This is a genomic window from Streptomyces gelaticus, from assembly GCF_014649535.1.
In the GTDB taxonomy this organism is placed as follows: Bacteria; Actinomycetota; Actinomycetes; order Streptomycetales; family Streptomycetaceae; genus Streptomyces; species Streptomyces gelaticus.
Genome location: NZ_BMTF01000002.1, coordinates 239,671 through 262,223, shown reverse-complemented (window position 1 = coordinate 262,223; position 22,553 = coordinate 239,671). Strand labels below are relative to the sequence as shown.

Here is a 22,553-nt window from a genome sequence, read left to right as displayed (position 1 = left end):
CCTCACTTTTCAGCTACTGCGGTCGATCAACGACCGGAGGGGGTGCAGAGCGTCAGCTCTGGCCGCCCGCCAGCTTCTCGCGCAGGGCAGCCAGGGCCTCGTCCGACGCCAGGGCGCCGGAGTTGTCCGCGGACTCCGAGGAGTACGAGCCGCCACCGCTGCCGCCGGAGGCAGCCGGGGCGCCACCGGCCGGGGCAGCAGCGCCCTCGGCAGCAGCGGCCTCGTCGGCCTCGCGGGACTTGATGACCTGGGCCTGGTGCTGCTCGAAGCGCTGCTGCGCCTCGGCGTACTGCGTCTCCCACGCCTCGCGCTGGGTCTCGTAGCCCTCGAGCCAGTCGTTGGTCTCGGGGTCGAAGCCCTCGGGGTAGATGTAGTTGCCCTGGTCGTCGTAGGACGCGGCCATGCCGTACAGGGTCGGGTCGAACTCGACCGAGGCCGGGTCGGCACCGAAGGACTCGTTGGCCTGCTTCAGCGAGAGGCTGATGCGACGACGCTCGAGGTCGATGTCGATGACCTTGACGAAGATCTCGTCGTTGACCTGGACGACCTGCTCCGGGATCTCCACGTGGCGCTCGGCCAGCTCGGAGATGTGGACCAGACCCTCGATGCCCTCGTCGACACGCACGAACGCACCGAACGGAACGAGCTTGGTGACCTTACCGGGAACGACCTGCCCGATCTGGTGCGTGCGGGCGAACTGCTGCCACGGGTCTTCCTGCGTCGCCTTGAGCGACAGGGAGACGCGCTCGCGGTCCATGTCGACGTCGAGAACCTCGACGGTGACCTCCTGGCCGACCTCGACAACCTCGGAGGGGTGGTCGATGTGCTTCCAGGAGAGCTCGGAGACGTGCACGAGACCGTCGACGCCGCCAAGGTCCACGAACGCACCGAAGTTGACGATCGAGGAAACGACGCCGGAGCGGACCTGGCCCTTCTGCAGGGTCGTGAGGAACGTCTGGCGGACCTCGCTCTGGGTCTGCTCCAGCCAGGCACGGCGGGACAGGACCACGTTGTTGCGGTTCTTGTCCAGCTCGATGATCTTGGCCTCGAGCTCCTTGCCCACGTAGGGCTGGAGGTCACGGACGCGGCGCATCTCGACGAGGGAGGCCGGCAGGAAGCCACGGAGGCCGATGTCGAGGATGAGACCACCCTTGACGACCTCGATGACGGTACCGGTGACGATGCCGTCCTCTTCCTTGATCTTCTCGATCGTGCCCCAGGCACGCTCGTACTGAGCGCGCTTCTTGGACAGGATGAGGCGGCCTTCCTTGTCCTCCTTCTGGAGAACCAGGGCCTCGATCTCGTCGCCGACCTTGACGACCTCGTTCGGGTCGACGTCGTGCTTGATCGAGAGCTCGCGGGAGGGGATGACGCCTTCGGTCTTGTAACCGATGTCGAGCAGGACCTCGTCCCGGTCGACCTTCACGATGACGCCGTCGACGATGTCGCCGTCGTTGAAGTACTTGATCGTCTCGTCGATCGCGGCGAGGAAGGCTTCCTCGTTACCGATGTCGTTGACCGCTACCTGCGGGGTGGTGGCGGTGGTCTCGGTGCTGCTCGTCATGTGGGAAAGGGCTCCGGTACGGACAGTGAGTCGTAGGTACTGCTACGCCGGGAGCCCGTATCACCTCTGCAGAAGCCGGACAGCTCGGGAAGCGCCGATCCCGCCGGACGGGAGGCGCCTCGTGAACCGAGGGGACATACAACAGATGCGAGCGCGGCCTGCTAGGTCTGAGGCGCGCAGGCTCGCAGCGCAACTTGTAGCATACGGGGGCAGCCGGGCACGGTCAATGCGCGAAGCCGCACACCGGGGGCGCAACGGCTCATATCCGGCGCAACTCGTGTTCCCCGAGGCCAGATCGGCTCCAGGAGACAATCCGTGGGCACGGGAGCCGTGCTCACAGGCACCCCCGGTACGTACCGCGTGCGGCGGGGTGAAGGCAAACTACAACGACGGACACGATGAGCCAAGAGATCTACGCGGCCGAACCGGCAGCGACCCGCCGCGAGGCGTCGGAGGCCGAGAGCAGCCGGGCCAGCCGCGGCTGGTGGAACCGGAACGCCGACGAGTACCAGAGCGACCACGGCGCCTTCCTCGGCGACGACCGTTTCGTCTGGGGGCCCGAGGGGCTCGACGAGGCGGAGGCCGGCCTGCTGGGGTCCGCCGCGTCGCTGCGCGGCCTGGACGTCCTGGAGATCGGCGCGGGCGCCGCGCAGTGCTCGCGCTGGCTCGCCGCGCAGGGCGCCCGTCCGGTGGCCCTGGACCTCTCGCACCGGCAGCTGCAGCACGCGCTGCGGATCGGCGGCAGCGACGTGCCGGCCGTCCGGCTGGTGGAGGCGGACGCCGGGATGCTGCCGTTCCGGGACGGCTCCTTCGACCTGGCGTGCTCCGCCTACGGCGCGGTGCCCTTCGTCGCCGACCCCGTGCAGGTCTTCCGCGAGGTGCACCGCGTGCTGCGCCCCGGGGGCCGCTGGGTCTTCTCGGTGACGCACCCGGTCCGCTGGGCGTTCCCGGACGAGCCGGGGCCGGAGGGCCTCTCGGTCGCCGCCTCCTACTTCGACCGCACCCCCTACGTCGAGCAGGACGAGCGGGGCGACGCCGTGTACGTCGAGCACCACCGGACGCTGGGCGACCGGGTGCGGGACGTGGTGGCCGGCGGCTTCCGTCTGGTAGACCTCGTCGAACCGGAGTGGCCCGCCTGGAACCACCAGGAGTGGGGCGGCTGGTCACCGCTGCGCGGCAGCCTCATCCCCGGCACGGCGATCTTCGTCTGCGAACGGGCCTGAGCGGACGGGACCGAGCGGGCGGAGCGCGGGGGCCCGGGTCCGGGCGGGGGCGCGCCGTACGAGACTGGGGGCGTGATCCGTACCGACGCCCTGGACCAGTTGCCCGTACGCACCGCTGTGCCCGCCCTGGAGCGGGCGCTCGACGACCGCGGCGTCGCGGTGCTGTGCGCGCCGCCCGGCACCGGCAAGACGACGCTCGTACCGCTGGTCCTGGCCGGTCTGGCCGGGGGCGGTCCGGTGCGCAGGGTGGTGGTGGCCGAGCCGCGGCGGATCGCCGCGCGGGCGGCGGCGCGGCGGATGGCCTGGCTCATCGGGGAGCAGGCCGGCGGCCGGGTGGGGTTCACGGTCCGCGGCGAGCGGGTGGTGGGGCACGACACGGTGGTGGAGGTGGTGACCACCGGTGTGCTGCTCCAGCGGCTCCAGCGCGACCAGGAGCTGGCCGGGGTCGATGCGGTGATCATCGACGAGTGCCACGAGCGGCACCTGGACGCGGACACGGTCGCCGCGTTCCTGCTCGATGTGCGGGAGGCGATCCGGCCCGATCTGCGGCTGGTCGCCGCCTCGGCGACGACGGACGCACAGGGCTGGGCACGGCTGCTGGGCGATGCTCCGGTGGTCGAGGCGCAGGGTGTCTCGCACCCGGTGGAGGTGGTCTGGGCGCCGCCGGCCGCTCCGGTACGGCCGCCGCACGGGATGAGGGTCGATCCGGCGCTGCTGACGCATGTCGCCGCGACGGTGCGCCGGGCGCTCGCCGAGCGGGACGGCGACCTGCTGTGTTTTCTGCCGGGTGTCGGTGAGATCGGCCGGGTGGCGGGGCAGCTGGCCGGGGTGGCCGCCGAGGTGCTCCAGGTGCACGGGCGGGCTCCGGCGGCGGTGCAGGACGCGGTGCTGGCCGGGTCGTCGGAGGGCCGGCGGGTGGTGCTGGCGACCTCGGTGGCGGAGTCGTCCCTCACCGTGCCCGGGGTGCGGATTGTGGTGGACTCGGGGCTGGCCAGGGAGCCGCGTACCGATCACGCCCGGGGGCTGAGCGCGCTGACGACGGTGCGGGCCTCGCAGGCGGCGGGGAGGCAGCGGGCGGGCCGGGCCGGCCGGGAGGCGCCCGGGGCGGTGTACCGGTGCTGGGCGCAGGCGGAGGACGGGCGGCTCGCCCGGTTCCCGTCCCCGGAGATCAAGGTCGCGGATCTGGCGGCGTTCGCGTTGCAGGCGGCGTGCTGGGGCGATCCGGACGCATCGGGTCTGGCGCTGCTCGACCCGCCGCCGGCGGGTGCGATGAGCGCGGCGCGCGAGGTGCTGGCGGCGGTCGGCGCGGTGGACGCGGACGGACGGGTGACCGACCGAGGTGTACGGATGTCCCGTCTCGGCCTGCATCCGCGCCTGGCGCGGGCGTTGCTGGACGGCGCCGCCGAGGTGGGCGGGCGGCGGGCGGCCGAAGTGGTGGCGCTGCTGGGCGAGGAGCCGCCGCGGGAGTACGGGGACGATCTGGCGGCCGCGCTGCGCTCGGCGCGGCGGGGCGGGGACGGCTACGCGGCGCGCTGGCGGCAGGAGGTCCGGCGGCTGTCCTCGTCGGTGCGGGACGTGGCCGGGGGTTCGGGTCCGGACGACGCGGCCGTCGGTCTGGTGGCCGCGCTGGCGTTCCCGGAGCGGGTGGCGCGGGCGCGCGGCGAGGGGGTGTTCCTGATGGCGTCGGGGACGGGCGCGGAGCTGCGGGACGGTTCGGGGCTGCGCAGTGCGCCCTGGCTGGCCGTTGCGGTCGCCGACCGGCCCGCGCACGCGGCGTCCGCGCGGGTGCGGCTGGCGGCCGTCGTCGACGAGGAAACGGCACGGGCGGCGGCCGGACATCTGCTGCGGGAAGGCGAGGAGGTCCGGTGGGCCGGCGGTGATGTGGTGGCCCGCCGGGTGGAGCGGCTGGGCGCCGTCGAGCTGTCGGTGCGTCCGCTGCGGCAGCCGGAGCCCGCGCTGGTGCGCGAGGCGCTGGTCGAGGGGCTGCGGCGGGAAGGGCTCGGGCTGCTGCGGTGGACGCGGGAGAGCGAGCAGCTGCGGGAGCGGCTCGCGTTCTTGCGCCGTGAGCTGGGAGAACCTTGGCCGGACGTGTCGCAGGACGCGCTGCTGGAACGTGCCGGGCAGTGGCTGGAGCCCGAGCTGTCCCGGGCCCGGCGGCGCTCCGATCTGGCGCGGATCGACGCGGGGCAGGCGCTGCGGCGGCTGCTGCCGTGGGCGACGGGCGAGGCGGCGCGGCTGGACGAGCTGGCGCCGGAGCGGATCGAGGTGCCGAGCGGTTCCCGGGTCCGGGTGGAGTACGGCGGGGCGCAGCCCGTACTCGCGGTGAAGCTCCAGGAGCTGTTCGGCCTGCGGGAGACCCCGAGGGTGGCCGGGGTTCCGGTCCTGGTCCATCTCCTCTCCCCGGCCGGCCGTCCCGCGGCCGTCACCGCGGATCTGGCGTCGTTCTGGCAGGACGGCTACCGGGCCGTACGGGCGGAGCTGCGCGGCCGCTACCCGAAGCATCCGTGGCCGCAGGACCCGACGACGGTGGAGGCGACGCGGTTCACGAAGGCGCGGCTCAAGCGGGAGTAGGGGCGGGGTCCGGTGTCGTGTCCGGGCGGCGGGAGCGGGCCTCCAGCCACAGGGCGAGCGCGAGCAGTCCGACGCCGAGGGCCAGGAAGCCCCACGGCAGGTACGAGGTGAGCAGCAGGACCAGCAGGCGCTGGGACTCGACCAGGTCGACGATCGATTCGACGTAGTCCGGGCGCATCTTCACGTGCCCGGCGAACACGGTCATGGTGTCCTGCGGCATCCCCATCTTCCTGGCGTTGCGCAGCTCCTCCTTGTGGATCTCCTCGCCGTTGACGGGCGCTCCGGTGACCGGGTCCACCCAGAACATCCGCTTGGTGGTGTACCAGCGGGTCATGCCCGTCTTCGCGATCTGCTGCGGGGTGACGCCCTTGATCGGCATCTTCTTCGGCATCGGGACCTTGGTCCACGGGACGGTCTGCTCGAAGTAGTACACCTCCATGCCGTGGAAGGTACGGGTGCCCCGGTAGTGGATGGGTGAGCTGGTGCGGGCCTGGGCGTCGAAGTACTCGTAGTCGCGCTTCTGGGTGAGGAAGGGCCACTTGAACTCGATGCCCTCGCGCCTGACCGGGTCGCCGTCGACGGATTCGCCGGTGGCGTGGACGGGGGCCTGGGTGTGGGCGTCGAAGATGTAGCGCTCGGGGATCTCGGAGACCATCTTGCCGTCCGGGCCGGCCACGAAGCTGAGGGCGTCCCAGACGACGACGTCGCGGCCGGCGTTGCGTTCGATCTTCTCGGACTCCTCGACGTTGCCCTTGAGGGTCTGCACGATGGTGACCTTGGGGACCGTCTTCACCTTCATGTTGTCGTTGTAGTCGAGGAGGGTGGCGGGTTTCGCCTCCAGCACCGTCTCCTGGTATTGGCTGGGCGGGATCTTCGCCAGCCTCGGGAAGGCGTACCAGCGCAGCAGCGGCGACATGGCGGCGAAGAAGACGGCGAACGCCAGGAGTACGAGGCTGGCTCGGCGGCGCATGATGGTGCCCTCCCTCGGCTTCGGTTGCTTCTTCCGGTGGTCGGTGCCCCAGGAGCACTAGTTCTTGGGGCCCGGGACGGTGGTCAGCAGGGGTTCGGGCGAGGTCTCTCCCGGCGGGGCGCCGATCGCGCTCATGGTCAGGACGAGCGCGAGGGCTGCGGCCAGCCCGATGGCGGCGGCGACGAGAGCACGCATGCCGGTCCTCCCGGAGAGCATGGATCTGATGGGTCGTCAGCGTTGGGGCACCGTAGCAACGCGGGCGCGAGATGAGAACACGTGGAACAGCCCCTGTGCCGGGTGACGGCAAAGGGGCTGCTCGGACGTGCGGAGGATCCGGGTCAGGCGGCGGGTGTCTCGGGCGTCCCGGAGGGGTCGGGCGTCGCCGAAGGCTCGGACGCCTCGACCTTCAGCTCGACGACGACCGTGGCGCCGCCCTCGGTGGTGAGGCGCAGCTTGTAGGTCCCCTCGGTGCCGTCGGCGTAGATCCTGGGCAGCTTCAGGGTGCCGTCGGCGCCGGTCCTCAGCCCCGTGAGGGTACGGACCGTCTTGCCGTCGGCGTCCTTGAAGCAGGGGCCCTTGTCGTTCTCGACCGGCTTCACGTCATCGGTGATCATGGTGGCGGTGACGGCGACACCCGCCGCGACCGCACCCTTGTAGGTGGCCTTGACCTCGACGGTGTCGGCGAACTCGGTGCCGGGCGCCGCAGTCAGCGCCTTGTCGTCGGTCCTGGCGATCGCGTCGGCCCGGCGGGCGGTGACGGTCGCCGTGTAGGCGACGGGGGGCAGCGAGCGGCCGGTGGCGGCGGCCCGCACCGTGAACTTCCCGGACTTCTCGCCCGCCTTCAGCACCGGGGCGGTGGCCGTCCCGTCGGCTCCGGTGAGGAGGGTGACCGTCTTCTTCCCGCCGTCGAAGGCGGCGTCGGTGTCACCGGCGACGGTGAAGGTCACGGACACCTTGGCGAGCGGGCCGCCGAGGCCGTTCCTGGCCCGCACCTTGATCCGTTCGGCGAAGGCGTCGCCCGCGGTGGCGGTCAGCGTGCCGGTACCGGCGTTCTCCACAGCCGCGAGGGTCCGGGACGGCTTGGGAGTGGGCTTCGGGGTCGGCTTCGGGCTGGTCGACCCGCCGTCACCCGGCTTCGACGGGTTCGGCTTCGGCTTGGTCGTTCCGGACGGCGAGGGCGACGGGCTCGGGCTGCCGGAGTCGCGGTCCGCGCCTCCGCCGAGGCCGGGCGGCACGGCACCGGTGCCGTCGGGGATCTCGTGGGTGCCGCGGTTGTAGTAGTCGAACCACGAGCGGACGGTACGCAGATAGGCGTCCGAGTGGTTGTAACTCAGGACCGCCCGGTCGAGGTCCGCGGCGAGGGACAGATCGCGGGAGCCGGCGCAGAGGTAGCGGCCGGCGGCGAGCGCCGCGTCGTAGATGTTGTTGGGGTCCTTGCGGCCGTCGCCGTTGCCGTCCTGGCCCCAGGTCGCCCAGGTGGACGGGATGAACTGCATCGGGCCCACGGCGCGGTCATGGGTCGAGTCCCCGTCGTACGCCCCGTTGTCGGTGTCCTTGATCATGGCGAAGCCCCGGCCGTCGAGGACCGGGCCGAGGATCGGCGAGAACGTGGTGCCGTTCGCGTCGACCCTGCCGCCGCGGGCCTGGCCGGACTCGACCTTGCCGATCGCGGCGAGCAGCTGCCAGGGCAGCCGGCAGGCGGCGTCGCTGTCGGCGACGGTCCGCTCGGCCTTCTTGTACGCGGCCAGGATCGAGGCCGGGATGCCGGATTCCGCGCTGCCGGTGACGGGCAGATGCGTGGACGTGCCGGGCTTGTCGGGGGTGTTCAGCGGGGGGAGGTCCGTGTAGTACGGCGAGTTGCCGGTGGCCGCGCTGTCGTCGGGCGGAGGGGTCGTCCCGGTGGACTGCTGGTCGCCGCTGTCGGTGACCAGTGTGGCGCCCGGGGCCCCCGAGGCGGAGAGCGCCGCGACGGCGACGGCGGCCACAGCAGTGGTGGTCGCCCCCTTGCGAAGTCGGCGACCGAATTGCGCTGCCATAACCTCTGGCCCCTCCCCTTCGACGGCTGTCCGCGCTCCCCAGCAGCAGGACTCAGGCGACCCTACGGCAACTTGTGCCGTCGGGACACCGTGTGCTGACCGGTTCTCACCTGTTTTTCACGTTCCGGACAGCAAGCTGTACGGCGGTGGCCGGGCGAGCGGGACGGCTCGCCCATACTTGCCGCCATGCCGTTCACACTCAGCCATGCCGCCGCCGTCCTCCCCGGGATACGGCGGGACGGGACAGCACGCGGCCCGCTGTTCGCCTCGGCGCTCGTCGCGGGCTCCTTCGCCCCCGACATGACGTACTACGCGGACACCGCGGTTCCCGGCGCCATGGAGTTCGGGCAGGTCACCCACTCGGTGTGGGGTGTGCTCACGGTCGATGTGCTGATCACCGCGGCCGTGGTGGCGTTGTGGCTGCTGCTGCGCGAACCGCTGGTGGCGCTGCTGCCGGAAGCCTGGCAGGGGCGGGTGCACGCGTTCCTGCGGGGTCGGCGCGGGGCCCGGGGTGTCCGGGAGGCCGCCGGGTTCGTGCTGTCGGCGGTGACCGGGGCCGCCACCCATGTCGTCTGGGACGCCTTCACCCATCACGACCGGTGGGGGGTGCGCCTGGTGCCGGTGCTCGACGGCAGCATCGGCGGATTCCCGGTGTTCCAGCTGGTGCAGTACGGCAGTTCGGCGGTGGCCCTGGCCGTGCTCGCCCGGTTCACGGCGTCGGGGCTGCGGCGGACCGGGGCGCGCCCGGTCCCGTCGTCGGTGCCGGTGCTGGACCGTCGGGGCCGGTGGGCGGCGGGGGTGCTGCTGAGCGTCTGCGTACTGCTCGGTGTCGCCCACCGGTGCGCACGCTGGTACGCGTACTTCGGTCACATCGGCACCCCGCTGGACATCATCCCGACCGCCTGCTTCGGCGCCGGGGCGGGGCTGGCGGTGGGCCTGGTGCTGTACGGGGCGTGGCTGCGGCTGCGGCGACCGCGCACAGCCGCAGCCACGGTCGCCGAACGGATGTAGGGCCGACTTGCGCGCAGGCATCCGGGCGGGCCGGGGACGTGTTGTCCCAGGCCCGTCCGGCGCCTTCGGCGGGTCAGTGCGCCGCCGACTCCCAGTCCGTACCGACGCCCACCGAGACATCCAGCGGGGCGCGCAACTGCACGGCCGTGGACATCTCGTGGCGCACGATCTCCTCGACCTGCGCCCGCTCGCCCCCGGCGATCTCCAGCACGATCTCGTCATGGACCTGGAGCAGCATCCGGGACTTCAGCTTCGCCCCGGTCAGCGCCCGGTCGACCTGGAGCATGGCGACCTTGACGATGTCCGCGGCCGTGCCCTGGATCGGTGCGTTGAGCGCCATCCGCTCCGCCATCTCACGGCGCTGGCGGTTGTCGCTGTTGAGGTCGGGGAGGTAACGGCGGCGGCCGAAGACCGTCTCCGTGTAGCCCGTGGCCCTGGCCTCCTCGACCACCCGGTGCAGATAGTCACGCACTCCGCCGAACCGCTCGAAGTACGTGTCCATCAGGCCGCGCGCCTCGCCCGCCTCGATGTTCAGCTGCTGGGAGAGGCCGAACGCGGAGAGCCCGTACGCGAGTCCGTAGCTCATGGCCTTGATCTTGCGGCGCATCTCCGGGTCGACGGCCGACTTGTCGACGCCGAAGACCTGCGAGGCGACCGTGGTGTGCAGGTCCTCCCCGGAGGTGAACGCCTCGATCAGGCCCGCGTCCTCGGAGAGGTGGGCCATCACCCGGAGCTCGATCTGGCTGTAGTCGGCCGTCATCAGCGTCTCGAAGCCCTCGCCGACGACGAAACCCCGGCGGATGGCCCGGCCCTCGTCCGTACGGACCGGGATGTTCTGCAGGTTGGGGTCGGTGGAGGAGAGCCGGCCCGTCGCCGCCACCGTCTGGTTGAACGTGGTGTGGATACGGCCGTCGGCCGCGATCGTCTTGATCAGGCCCTCGACGGTGACCCGCAGCTTGGCCTGCTCGCGGTGGCGCAGCATGATCACCGGAAGCTCGTGCTCGGTCTGCGCGGCGAGCCAGGCCAGCGCGTCGGCGTCCGTGGTGTACCCGGTCTTCGTCTTCTTCGTCTTCGGCAGCCCCAGCTCGCCGAAGAGGACCTCCTGGAGCTGCTTGGGCGAGCCGAGGTTGAACTCGCGGCCGACCGCGGCGTGCGCCTCCTTCACCGCCTGCTGCACCGCACCGGCGAACTGCTGCTCCATGCCTTCCAGATGCGCCCGGTCCGCGGCGATGCCATGCCGCTCCAGACGGGCCAGCAGCGCGGACGTCGGCAGCTCCATGTCGTGCAGCAGCCCGGCCGCGCCGACCTCCGCCAGCCGTGTGGTGAAGGCGCCGCCCAGGTCCAGGACCGCGCGGGCCTGCGCCATCAGGGACTCGGCCTCGGCCTGGTCGTCCGCACCGAAGGCCAGCTGCCCGTCGGACGCGGCGGCGGGGGCCAGCTCACGGCCCAGATACTCCAGCGTCAGCGCGTCCAGCGCGAAGGAACGGCGGCCGGGCTTGACCAGATAGGCGGCCAGCGCGGTGTCCATCGTGACGCCGTCGACCCGCCAGCCGTGCTCGGGAAAGACCCGCATGGCGCTCTTCGCGTTGTGCATGACCTTGGGCCGGTCCGCATCGGCGATCCAGGCGGCGAACGCCTGCTCGTCGCCCTCGTCGAGCTGGGCCGGGTCGAACCAGGCCGCCGCGCCGTCCGCCGCGGCCAGCGCGATCTCGGAGACTGTGCCGCTGCCCACCACCCAGGTGTCGACCGTGGCCACGCCGAGCGGCTGCCCGCCGTGCCCGGCGAGCCAGGGCGCGAGCTCGCCCGCGCCCAGCACCACGCCGTCCAGCTCGACGCCCGCGGCGGGCGCCGGGGCCTCTTCCTCGGCGCCCGGGTCGACGGCCAGCAGCCGCTCGCGCAAGCTCGGGTTACGGATCTCCAGGACGTCGAGCACCCCCTTCACCGCCGCGCGGTCGTACGGTGCGCGCTCCAGGTCCTGCGGGGTCCTGGGCAGCTCCACGTCACGGACCATCTCGGTCAGCCTGCGGTTCAGCCGCACCGCGTCCAGATGGTCCCGGAAATTCTGGCCGGCCTTGCCCTTGACCTCCTCGGCACGCCCGACCAGCTCGTCGAACGAACCGAACTGGTTGATCCACTTCGCGGCGGTCTTCTCGCCCACACCGGGAATGCCCGGGAGGTTGTCCGACGGGTCGCCGCGCAGCGCCGCGAAATCGGGGTACTGCTGCGGCGTGAGCCCGTACTTCTCCTCGACCTTCGCCGGGGTGAAGCGCGTCAGCTCCGAGACGCCCTTGGTCGGGTACAGCACGGTGACGTTGTCCGTGATCAGCTGGAACGAATCCCGGTCACCGGTGACGATCAGCACCTCGAAGCCCGCCGCCTCGGCCTGCGTGGCCAGCGTGGCGATGACGTCGTCCGCCTCGAAGCCGTCGACCGCGAAACGGTGCGCGTGCATCGCGTCCAGCAGCTCGCCGATCAGCTCGACCTGCCCCCTGAACTCGTCCGGGGTCTTCGAGCGGTTCGCCTTGTACTCGGGGAACTCCTGCGCGCGCCAGGTCTTGCGGGAGACGTCGAACGCCACCGCGAAATGCGTCGGCGCCTCATCACGCAGCGTGTTCGCAAGCATCGACGCGAAGCCGTACACCGCGTTCGTCGGCTGCCCCGACCCTGTCGTGAAATTCTCCGCAGGCAGCGCAAAGAACGCCCGGTACGCCAGGGAGTGCCCGTCCATCAGGAGCAGGCGCGGTCGGTTGTCTGCCGTCTTCTTCGATGCCGTCTCAGCCACGCCCCCGATCCTGCCACGGACCACTGACATTCCCGACCGGCCCCGCTGGCCGCCCTCCCCGCCGGTGCCGCGTGACAGGATCCCAGGAGAAACAAGGACAGCCTCGATGCGCACCGCGCACCGCTCGGCTTCGCAGTCGGATCAAAGGGGAGCACACCATGGCCACCAAGCCGCCCACAGGAGATCCGGCCCAGGACGCACCCCGGGTCGGGCCGGCGCAGCACGCCGCCGCCGGGCTGCCGGCCGTCGCCCACAGCCTCCTCGTCGCCCAGCAGCAGATGGGCGTGCGACGCACCGCGCAGACCCTCCTCAAGGTCAACCAGAAGAACGGCTTCGACTGCCCCGGCTGCGCCTGGCCCGAGAGCGACAAACGGCACACGGCGGAATTCTGCGAGAACGGCGCCAAGGCCGTCGCCGAGGAAGCGACACTGCGCCGGGTCACCCCCGACTTCTTCGCCGCGCACCCCGTCGCGGACCTCGCCACACGCAGCGGGTACTGGCTGGGTCAGCAGGGGCGGATCACCCAGCCGGTGTACCTCCCCGAAGGCGCCGACCGGTACGAGGCGGTGACCTGGGAACGCGCCTTCGCGATCATCGCCGAGGAGCTGAACGCGCTCGCCTCCCCCGACGAGGCCCTCTTCTACACCTCGGGCCGCACCAGCAACGAGGCCGCGTTCCTGCTCCAGCTGTTCGCCCGCGAATTCGGCACCAACAACCTCCCCGACTGCTCCAATCTGTGCCACGAGTCCTCCGGCTCGGCACTGACGGAGACCATCGGCATCGGCAAGGGCAGCGTCTTCCTGGAGGACCTCCACCAGGCGGACCTGATCATCGTCGCCGGACAGAACCCCGGCACGAACCATCCCCGGATGCTCTCCGCCCTGGAGAAGGCCAAATCGGCCGGCGCGAAGATCATTTCGGTGAATCCGCTGCCCGAGGCCGGCCTGGAACGGTTCAAGAACCCGCAGAGCCCGATCGGCATGATCAAGGGCGCCGCGCTCAACGACCTCTTCCTCCAGATCCGCATCGGCGGCGACCAGGCCCTCTTCCGGCTGCTGAACAAAATGATCCTGGAGACCGAGGGCGCCGTCGACGAAGCCTTCGTACGGGACCACACCCACGGCTACGAGGAGTTCGCACGGGCGGCCCGCCAGGCCGACTGGGAACAGACCCTCACCGCAACCGGCCTCGACCGCGGCGCCATCGAGGAGGCGCTCGCCATGGTCCTCGCCTCGAAGCGCACCGTCGTCTGCTGGGCCATGGGCCTCACCCAGCACAAGCACTCCGTGCCGACCATCCGCGAAGTCGTGAACTTCCTGCTGCTGCGCGGCAACATCGGCCGCCCCGGCGCCGGGGTCTGCCCCGTCCGCGGCCACTCCAACGTGCAGGGCGACCGCACCATGGGCATCTTCGAACGCCCCTCCCCCGCCTTCCTCGACGCCCTCGACAGGGAATTCCAGATCACCTCACCGCGCCACCACGGCTACGACGTCGTCCGCTCCATCCAGGCCCTGCGCGACGGTGACGCCAAGGTCTTCTTCGCCATGGGCGGCAACTTCGTCGCGGCCACCCCCGACACGGACGTCACCGAAGCCGCGATGCGCCGCGCCCGCCTCACCGTCCACGTCTCCACCAAGGTCAACCGCTCGCACGCCGTGACCGGCACCCGCGCGCTGATCCTGCCGACGCTGGGCCGCACCGACAAGGACGTCCAGGCGAGCGGCAGGCAGTTCGTCACCGTCGAGGACTCGATGAGCATGGTCCACGCCTCGCGCGGCAACCTCACCCCCGCAAGCCCCCATCTGCTCTCCGAGCCCGCCATCGTCGCCCGCCTCGCCCGCGCCGTCCTCGGCCCCGGATCGGCCACCCCCTGGGAGGAGTTCGAGAAGGACTACGCGACCATCCGCGACCGCATCTCCCGCGTCGTCCCCGGCTTCGAGAACTTCAACGCCCGCGTCGCACACCCCGGCGGCTTCACCCTCCCGCACGCCCCCCGCGACGAACGCCGCTTCCCCACCGCGACCGGCAGGGCCAACTTCACCGCCGCCCCCGTCGAGTACCCCGAACTCCCCGAAGGCAGGCTGCTGTTGCAGACCCTGCGCTCCCACGACCAGTACAACACCACCATCTACGGCCTCGACGACCGCTACCGCGGTATCAAGGGCGGCCGCCGCGTCGTCCTGGTCAACCCCGACGACGCCCGCGCCCTCCACCTGCCCGACGGCGCGTACACCGACCTCGTCGGCGAATGGAAGGACGGCGTGGAACGCCGCGCCCCCGGCTTCCGCATCGTCCACTACCCGACCGCCCGGGGCTGCGCCGCCGCCTACTACCCGGAGACCAATGTGCTGGTTCCCCTCGACTCCACCGCCGACACCAGCAACACCCCGGCCAGCAAGTCCGTCGTCATCCGCTTCGAGAACACCGGCACACGGCCCGCCCAGGACCGCCCCGCGGGGTGAGCGGAGGCGGACAGGAGCGGTGCCGCAAGGCGTACAGGCCGCCGGGACGTCACGGGAGCGGGCGCCAAACACCCGGAATCCGGGGGTCCCGCCCGATCCCCGGACGGGACCTAAGCACCCGCTCAGTCGTCTGATAAGAACGATGTACACAGCACCGAAGCTGTGAACCACCGCAGACGATCGGAGCAGGCCCATGGGCGAGCACACCACACCCAAGTTCCCCCAGGAGATCATCGACGAGTACGCCGCAATCGGCGTCGACCTGCCCGCCCTCTTCTCCGCCGGCCACCTCGGCGAACGCATGGGCGTCACCATCGTCGAAGCCTCCGCGGACCGTGTCGTCGGCACCATGCCCGTCGAGGGCAACACCCAGCCCTACGGACTCCTGCACGGCGGCGCCTCCGCCGTCCTCGCCGAGACCCTCGGCTCCATCGGCTCCATGCTCCACGGCGGCAGCACCAAGCTCGCCGTCGGCGTCGACCTGAACTGCACCCACCACCGCGGCGTACGCAGCGGACTCGTCACCGGCGTCGCCACCCCCGTACACCGCGGCCGCTCCACCGCCACGTACGAGATCACCATCACCGACGAACAGGACAAGCGGGTCTGCACCGCACGCCTCACCTGCATGCTCCGCGACGCCCCCCGCCCCGGCGCCGCCTGACGGACCGGAACACACCGAACACACCGCGGCACCACTGCCCGGCCGGAACACAATCCGGCCGGGCAGCGTCATACCCGCACACAACCACCCCACCGCCACGGGCAATTGGCAACGGGAAACGCCAACTCCCTTGACCGAGAACCATGTTGTGTGGCCCACTCGGCACCGCGAACACACCGGCCCCGCACCCCGCACACACAACACCGCGTCGACCAGATCACCGCCGATGTGACACAGCGTAACCATCCTCCGGTTCGTCGACGCCCCACACGGCCCCCCGGCCCGGCCCCCCTCAGCCACCCGGGCACCCCGCCATGCCCGCACACACCACACCCCTCCCCACCTCGCACGACAGCACCATGATCGGCTCAAGCCCCTTAGCAGAGCTGCGCGTTCTCAGAATGCGGTCACTTCACCGTCCAGTAAAAAGCCGTACATGTCCGCACAGCCACCTCAAGCCTTGCTCAACGGCATAACAAGACAGTCACATCCTGCGGCGGACCCATCCCCGACCCCCACACCTACGCCTAGAGTCACCGCCAGTCACCGCGCCGCCGGGCGCGTCTGCAGCACGGCCCTGTACCACCCAGTACGGCCCGGCGAACGACACGGCACCTCAAGCAGAGGAGGCCGCGCCAGGGAAAGGACCTTTCGTGCGACACCGTTCTTTGCTCATACTCACCACCGTGCTCACCACCGGAGCACTCACCCTCACCGCCTGCGGGTCGCGCGACGACAGCAACAAGAGCAGCGACAGCGGCGGCACCCAGACCGTCGTCATCGGCGTCGACGCGCCCATCACCGGCGACCTGTCCGCCCTCGGCCTCGGCATCAAGAACTCCGCCGACCTCGCCGCCCAGACGGCCAACAAGGAAAAGACCGTCCCCGGCATCAAATTCGAGGTCAAACCCCTCGACGACCAGGCACAGCCCTCCGTCGGCCAGCAGAACGCCCAGAAGTTCATCGACGACGAAACCGTCCTCGGCGTCGTCGGCCCCCTGAACTCCGGCGTCTCCCAGTCGATGCAGAAGCCGCTCAACGACGCCGGCCTCACCCAGATCTCCCCCGCCAACACCGGCACCGAACTCACCCAGGGCGAGAACTGGAAGACCGGCGACAAGAAGCGCCCCTTCAAGACCTACTTCCGCACCGCCACCACGGACCAGATCCAGGGCGCCTTCGCAGCGAAGTACCTCTTCAACAACGCGAAGATCAAGCAGGTCTACCTCATCGACGACCAGAAGCCCTACGGCGCCGGCCTCGCCGCATCCTTCAAGAACACCTTCACCACCCTCGGCGGCAAGATCGTCGGCAACGACCACGTCAACCCCGACGACCGCGACTTCAACGCCGTCGTCACCAAGGTCAAGAAGTCCGGCGCCAAGGCCGTCTACTACGGCGGCGAATACCCCGCCGGCGCACCCCTGAGCCAGCAGCTCAAGGACAGCGTCCAGATCCCCCTCATGGGCGGCGACGGCATGTACAGCGCCGACTTCATCAAGCTGAACAAGAAGGCCCAGGGCGACATCGCCACCTCCGTCGGCAAGCCCGTCGAAGAACTCGACTCGGCCAAGAAGTTCATCGCGGACTACAAGACCGCCGGATACAAGGACGCCTACGAGGCCTACGGCGGCGGCACCTACGACGCCACCTGGTCGATCATCGAAGCCGTCAAGATCGCCGTCGCCGACAACGGCGGCAAGCTCCCCACCGGCGACGACGCCCGCGCCAAGGTCCTCGCAGCCATGGCCAAGGTCAAGTTCGACGGCGTCACCGGCCCCGTCTCCTTCGACGAATACGGCGACACCACCAACACCATGATGACCGCCTACCAGGTCAACGGCGGCAAGTGGACCTCCAAGCTCAGCGAGGCCTACAAGCCGTAACCAGCTCCCCGGCCCACGCCTGACAACCCACACCAGACCGCGCGGGAGCGCTACCAGCCTCCCGCGCGGTGCCATATCCGAACCACTCCACGGAGGCCCTGCGGTGAACGAACTGCCGCAACAGCTGGCCAATGGACTCATCCTCGGCGCGATGTACGGACTCATCGCGATCGGCTACACGATGGTCTACGGAATCATCCAGCTCATCAACTTCGCCCACGGCGAGATCTTCATGATCGGAGGCTTCGGAGCTCTCACCGTGTACCTCTGGATGCCGGCCGGTGTCTCCCTCCTCGCAATCATCCCCATCATGATCATCGGCGGCGTCATATGCTCCGTCGCCGTCAGCGCAGCCGCCGAACGCTTCGCCTACCGGCCCCTGCGCACCGCCCCACGACTGGCCCCGCTCATCACCGCGATCGGACTCTCCCTCGCACTCCAGCAGGCCATCTGGAAGTGGTACCCCGACGCCAAGAAGGACCACCCCTTCCCCCAATTCAAGGGCGAAGCGATCGACATCTTCGGCGCCCACATCCAACGCGGTGACCTCTTCGTCCTGATCACGGCACCCATCTGCATGCTCGCCCTCGGGCTCTTCGTCTCCAAGACCCGCGCCGGCCGCGGCATGCAGGCCACCAGCCAGGACCCCGACACCGCCAAGCTCATGGGCATCAACACCGACCGCATCATCGTCATGGCCTTCGCCATCGGCGCCGCGTTCGCCGCCGTCGCCGCCGTCGCCTACGGGCTCAAGAACGGCCAGATCGGCTTCCGAATGGGCTTCATCATGGGCCTCAAGGCCTTCACCGCAGCCGTACTCGGCGGCATCGGCAACATCTACGGCGCCATGCTCGGCGGCGTCGTCCTCGGCATCGCCGAATCCCTCGCCACCGGCTACATGAGCAACGTCCCCGGCATGGAACTCTTCGGCGGCGGCGCCTGGAAGGACGTATGGGCCTTCGTCCTCCTCATCATCGTCCTGCTGCTGCGCCCCCAGGGCCTGCTCGGCGAACGCGTCGCGGATCGGGCGTGATACCGATGACCACCAACCACACCACCACACCCGGCCCCGCCGTCCTGCCGATCCCCGCCGCCGCGGCCCGCATCGGCACCGTCGCCGGCTCCGTCGTCGCACTGGCCGGCACCTTCCTCGCCTGGACCTGGACCGACGAATTCCCCGGCGACCTCACCGTCACCGGCTACCCCGGCGGCCTCCAGGTCCTCACCCTCATCGCCGCAGCACTCACCCTGCTCCTCACGCTGTCCGGGTACGGCATCCGGGGCCTGGGCTGGCTCACCCCCGGCGGCACCAACAGCCCCGTACGCCTCCTGGCCCTGGGCACCCTCGGCACCACCGGCTACACCATCGGCGCCATCGCCTACGACCTCGGCGGCGCCGTCAACCTCGAACCCGGCGCCTGGGTCAGCGGCATCGGCGCACTCATCGCCACCGTCGCCGCACTCGGACTCCCCGGCGACCAGCCGCTCGACAGGACCGAGACCACCGCCTGGCAGCGCTTCCGCAACAGCCTCGGCGCCCCCCAGGCACCCCGCGCCAAGGCCCTCCCCTCCTGGGCCGAAATCCTCATCATCGTCGCCGCGTTCGGCATCGGCCTCTACGTCTTCGCCTACGGCATCGACACCGACTACACCGAACTCTTCATCGGCTTCCTCATCACCGTCGGCTTCGCCTTCACCGCACTCCACCGGGCCGGACTCGTCTCCCGCCTCACCGCACTGACCGCGAAGCACCGCAACATCACCCTCACCGCAGCCCTCGTCGCAGCCGTCTGCTTCCCCTTCACCCAGCAAAAAGAGGAATACGCGCTCATCGGCGCCAACATCCTCATCTTCGGCACCGTCGCACTCGGCCTCAACGTCGTCGTCGGCCTCGCCGGCCTCCTCGACCTCGGATACGTCGCCTTCCTCGGCGTCGGCGCCTACGCCGCCGCCCTCGTCTCCGGCTCCACCATGTCCGCCATCGGCGTCGAATTCCCCTTCTGGGCCGCCGTCCTCACCGGCGCCGGAGCCTCACTCGTCTTCGGCGTACTCATCGGCGCACCCACCCTGCGACTGCGCGGCGACTACCTCGCCATCGTCACCCTCGGCTTCGGTGAAATCTTCCGCCTCACCGTCAACAACCTCAACGGCAACAGCGGACCCGACCTCACCAACGGCTCCCAAGGCATCCCCAGCATCCCCGACCTCAACTTCTTCGGCTTCGACTTCGGCCTCAAACACAACATCCTCGGCTTCGACCTCGGCAGGTCCGCCAACTACTACCTGCTGATGCTCGTCTTCACCGCCGTCGTCGTCCTCGTCTTCCGCCGCTCCGGAGAATCCCGCATCGGCCGCGCCTGGGTCGCCATCCGCGAGGACGAAACCGCAGCCACCGCCATGGGCATCAACGCCTTCCGGCTCAAACTGCTCGCCTTCGCCCTCGGCGCCACCCTCGCCGGACTCGCCGGAACCGTCCAGGCACACGTCAACTACACCGTGACACCCGAGCAGTACCAGTTCGCCGGCTCCGTACCCCCCAACTCCGCCTTCCTCCTCGCCGCCGTCATCCTCGGCGGCATGGGAACCCTCAGCGGACCCCTCGTCGGCGCCGCACTGCTCTACCTCATCCCGGCCAAACTCCAGTTCATGCAGGACTACCAGCTCTTCCTCTTCGGCATCGCACTCATCCTCCTGATGCGCCTGCGCCCCGAAGGACTGGTCGCCGACCGCAGGAAGCAGCTCGAATTCCACGAGAACGACCAGCCCGGCGTACCGGAACCACGACAGTCCGAAGAAACCGGCACCGGCATCGCCAAGGCGGGGGCGTGACCACCATGACCACCACAAAGACCGCCACCACCGTCCTCGACGCCAACGGCGTCACCATGCGCTTCGGCGGCCTCACCGCCGTACGCAACGTCGACCTCACCGTCAACACGGGCGAAATCGTCGGCCTCATCGGCCCCAACGGCGCAGGCAAAACCACCTTCTTCAACTGCCTCACCGGCCTGTACGTCCCCACCGAGGGCAAGGTCAGCTACAAAGGCACCGTCCTGCCGCCCAAACCCCACCTCGTCACCCAGGCAGGCATCGCCCGCACCTTCCAGAACATCCGGCTCTTCGCCAACATGACCGTCCTGGAAAACGTCCTCGTCGGACGCCACACCAGAACCAAAGAAGGCCTCTGGTCCGCCCTCCTGAGGCTCCCCGGATTCACCAAGGCCGAAAACGCCAGCCGCGAACGCGCCATGGAACTCCTGGACTTCATCGGCCTCGCCGACAAGGCCGACCACCTCGCGCGCAACCTCCCCTACGGAGACCAGCGCAAGCTGGAAATCGCCCGCGCACTCGCCAGCGACCCCGGACTCCTCCTCCTCGACGAGCCCACCGCCGGCATGAACCCCCAGGAAACCCGCGTCACCGAAGAACTCATCTTCGCCATCCGGGACCAGGGCATCGCCGTCCTCGTCATCGAGCACGACATGCGGTTCATCTTCAACCTCTGCGACCGCGTCGCCTGCCTCGTCCAGGGCGAAAAGCTCGTCGAAGGCACCGCGACCGAGGTCCAGAGCGACGAACGCGTCGTCGCCGCCTACCTCGGCACCCCCTTCGAAGGCGCCCCCGGCGCCGAAGAAGCCGTCGAAGTCGAAGCAGCCGAAGCCGACGCCGCGAAAACAGCCACCACCAGCACCGAGGAGGAGGACACCCGATGACCGCACTTCTGGAGGTCGAGGACCTCCGCGTCGCCTACGGCAAGATCGAAGCCGTCAAGGGCATCTCCTTCACCGTCGAAGCCGGCCAGGTCGTCACCCTCATCGGCACCAACGGCGCCGGCAAGACCACCACCCTGCGCACCCTCTCCGGCCTGCTCAAACCGGCCGGCGGCCGCATCGTCTTCGACGGCAAACCACTCAACGACGTACCCGCACACAAGGTCGTCTCCCTGGGCCTCGCCCACTCCCCCGAGGGACGCCACATCTTCCCCCGGCTCACCATCACCGAGAACCTCCAGCTCGGCGCCTACCTCCGCAACGACAAGGCAGGCATCGAAAAGGACATCCAGCGCGCCTACGACCTCTTCCCCATCCTCGGGGAACGCCGCAAACAGGCCGCCGGAACCCTCTCGGGCGGCGAACAGCAGATGCTCGCCATGGGCAGGGCCCTCATGTGCCGGCCCAAGCTCCTCATGCTCGACGAACCCTCCATGGGCCTCTCCCCGATCATGATGCAGAAGATCATGCAGACCATCGTCGAACTCAAGGCCCAGGGCACCACCATCCTGCTCGTCGAGCAGAACGCCCAGGCCGCACTCTCCCTCGCGGACCAGGGCCACGTCATGGAGGTCGGCAAGATCGTCCTCTCCGGCACCGGCCCGGACCTCCTCCACGACGAGTCCGTCCGCAAGGCGTACCTCGGCGAGGACTGACACATACGGGAGAGGCCCGCGTCCCGGACATCCGGGGCGCGGGCCTCTCCCGTACGCTCACCTACGGCCTACTCAGCCGCCTTCTTCTTCTCCTCGGCATCCTCGATCAACGCCTCGGCAAGCTGCTGCATCGACAGCCTGCGGTCCATCGACGTCTTCTGGATCCACCGGAACGCAGCAGGCTCGGACAGCCCGTAATCCGTCTGCAGAATGCTCTTCGCCCGGTCCACCAGCTTCCGCGTCTCCAGCCGCTGCGCGAGATCCGCGACCTCGGACTCCAGCGCCTTCAGCTCCGCGAACCGCGACACCGCCATCTCGATGGCCGGCACCACGTCGCTCTTGCTGAACGGCTTCACCAGATACGCCATCGCCCCGGCATCCCGGGCCCGCTCGACGAGATCGCGCTGCGAGAACGCGGTCAGCATCAGGACCGGCGCGATGGACTCCTCGGCGATCTTCTCCGCCGCGGAGATCCCGTCCAGGACCGGCATCTTCACATCGAGGATGACCAGGTCCGGCCGGTGCTCCCGCGCCAGCTCGACGGCCCGCTGCCCGTCCCCGGCCTCGCCGACGACCGCGTAGCCCTCTTCCTCCAGCATCTCTTTGAGATCGAGACGGATGAGCGCCTCGTCCTCGGCGATGACGACGCGGGTCGTCAGCGGCGGAACGTGCGACTTGTCGTCTTCGGCGGGTGACTGGGGCGGCTCGGGGGTTGTCACGGTGCTCCTTTTTTCAAGGCAGGTCCTGCTACCTGAGCCTACCTAGCTCCTGTATGTTTGAGTCACAGCGGGCCTGCGCTAACCTTTGATGCTAAGGCCAGCCCTGGTAGTCCAGCGGAAGAGACACGGTGCTCAAACCACCGACAGCGTGGGTTCGAATCCCACCCAGGGCACTTCACCTTTGATTCCAAGGTCCAGCATCGCCTTGCGATCTTCACTCCTGCCGGTGAACGCTTCTT

Annotated in this window: 16 protein-coding genes and 1 tRNA gene; 11 read left to right on the top strand and 6 right to left on the bottom strand. The window is 69.8% G+C overall.

The window, feature by feature from the left end; translation table 11 throughout:
- Positions 1–52: 52 nt before the first annotated feature.
- Positions 53–1,564 (bottom strand): 30S ribosomal protein S1, encoded by a 1,512-nt coding sequence (gene rpsA / locus IE107_RS03895; protein WP_072483117.1) that lies wholly within the window; start codon positions 1,562–1,564, stop codon positions 53–55.
- Between the two features lie 398 nt (positions 1,565–1,962).
- On the opposite strand from rpsA, the gene IE107_RS03890 reads away from it, so the two are divergent.
- Positions 1,963–2,787, top strand: a complete 825-nt coding sequence (locus IE107_RS03890; RefSeq protein WP_189541048.1) for a class I SAM-dependent methyltransferase — start codon at positions 1,963–1,965, stop codon at positions 2,785–2,787.
- Positions 2,788–2,859: 72 nt separating this feature from the next.
- A complete protein-coding gene (gene hrpB / locus IE107_RS03885) occupies positions 2,860–5,358 on the top strand; it encodes an ATP-dependent helicase HrpB (protein ID WP_189541046.1) in 2,499 nt (832 codons plus the stop codon).
- Here the strand turns inward: hrpB and pgfA are convergent.
- The 3 genes from pgfA to IE107_RS03870 all read right to left on the bottom strand — a co-directional run bounded on the left by pgfA (position 5,345) and on the right by IE107_RS03870 (position 8,364).
- Entirely contained in the window at positions 5,345–6,328 is a 984-nt protein-coding gene (gene pgfA, locus IE107_RS03880; protein ID WP_189541044.1) for a cell envelope lipid trafficking protein PgfA, read from the bottom strand. The two genes, hrpB and pgfA, sit on opposite strands and share 14 nt — an antisense overlap.
- A 57-nt stretch (positions 6,329–6,385) precedes the next feature.
- On the bottom strand, positions 6,386–6,523 hold the full coding sequence (locus IE107_RS03875) for an SPW_0924 family protein (protein ID WP_189541042.1): 138 nt from the start codon (positions 6,521–6,523) through the stop codon (positions 6,386–6,388).
- Positions 6,524–6,666: 143 nt separating this feature from the next.
- Positions 6,667–8,364: a lytic transglycosylase domain-containing protein gene (locus IE107_RS03870; protein WP_189541040.1), complete on the bottom strand. Its 1,698-nt coding sequence runs from the start codon at positions 8,362–8,364 to the stop codon at positions 6,667–6,669.
- Positions 8,365–8,550: 186 nt separating this feature from the next.
- On the opposite strand from IE107_RS03870, the gene IE107_RS03865 reads away from it, so the two are divergent.
- Positions 8,551–9,375 carry a DUF4184 family protein gene (locus IE107_RS03865; protein WP_189541038.1) on the top strand — a complete coding sequence of 275 codons (825 nt, stop codon included), beginning with the start codon at positions 8,551–8,553 and terminating at the stop codon, positions 9,373–9,375.
- Positions 9,376–9,448: 73 nt separating this feature from the next.
- Here the strand turns inward: IE107_RS03865 and polA are convergent, their stop codons facing one another.
- The gene (polA, locus tag IE107_RS03860) at positions 9,449–12,157 is read right to left on the bottom strand and encodes a DNA polymerase I (protein ID WP_189541036.1); all 2,709 of its coding nucleotides are present in this window, start codon (positions 12,155–12,157) and stop codon (positions 9,449–9,451) included.
- A gap of 158 nt (positions 12,158–12,315) precedes the next feature.
- Here polA and IE107_RS03855 point away from each other — a divergent pair, with 158 nt between their 5' ends.
- From IE107_RS03855 to IE107_RS03825, 7 genes are all read left to right on the top strand, one after another.
- Complete coding sequence (locus tag IE107_RS03855) at positions 12,316–14,619, top strand: FdhF/YdeP family oxidoreductase (protein ID WP_189541033.1); 2,304 nt, start codon at positions 12,316–12,318, stop codon at positions 14,617–14,619.
- 193 nt (positions 14,620–14,812) lie between these two features.
- Entirely contained in the window at positions 14,813–15,283 is a 471-nt protein-coding gene (locus tag IE107_RS03850) for a PaaI family thioesterase (protein ID WP_189541031.1), read from the top strand.
- A gap of 668 nt (positions 15,284–15,951) precedes the next feature.
- Positions 15,952–17,169, top strand: a complete 1,218-nt coding sequence (locus IE107_RS03845) for a branched-chain amino acid ABC transporter substrate-binding protein (protein ID WP_189541382.1) — start codon at positions 15,952–15,954, stop codon at positions 17,167–17,169.
- A 103-nt stretch (positions 17,170–17,272) separates the two neighbouring features.
- Positions 17,273–18,202 (top strand): branched-chain amino acid ABC transporter permease, encoded by a 930-nt coding sequence (locus IE107_RS03840; RefSeq protein ID WP_189541029.1) that lies wholly within the window; start codon positions 17,273–17,275, stop codon positions 18,200–18,202.
- A gap of 5 nt (positions 18,203–18,207) precedes the next feature.
- A complete protein-coding gene (locus IE107_RS03835; RefSeq protein ID WP_189541027.1) occupies positions 18,208–19,998 on the top strand; it encodes a branched-chain amino acid ABC transporter permease in 1,791 nt (596 codons plus the stop codon).
- On the top strand, positions 19,995–20,882 hold the full coding sequence (locus IE107_RS03830) for an ABC transporter ATP-binding protein (protein WP_189541025.1): 888 nt from the start codon (positions 19,995–19,997) through the stop codon (positions 20,880–20,882). Before IE107_RS03835 ends, IE107_RS03830 begins: the two co-directional genes overlap by 4 nt.
- On the top strand, positions 20,879–21,595 hold the full coding sequence (locus IE107_RS03825) for an ABC transporter ATP-binding protein (RefSeq protein WP_189541023.1): 717 nt from the start codon (positions 20,879–20,881) through the stop codon (positions 21,593–21,595). Before IE107_RS03830 ends, IE107_RS03825 begins: the two co-directional genes overlap by 4 nt.
- A 68-nt stretch (positions 21,596–21,663) precedes the next feature.
- Here the strand turns inward: IE107_RS03825 and IE107_RS03820 are convergent, their stop codons facing one another.
- On the bottom strand, positions 21,664–22,314 hold the full coding sequence (locus IE107_RS03820) for an ANTAR domain-containing response regulator (protein WP_189541022.1): 651 nt from the start codon (positions 22,312–22,314) through the stop codon (positions 21,664–21,666).
- 100 nt (positions 22,315–22,414) lie between these two features.
- Here IE107_RS03820 and IE107_RS03815 point away from each other — a divergent pair.
- A tRNA-Leu gene (locus IE107_RS03815) sits at positions 22,415–22,487 on the top strand.
- The last annotated feature ends 66 nt before the right edge of the window (positions 22,488–22,553 follow it).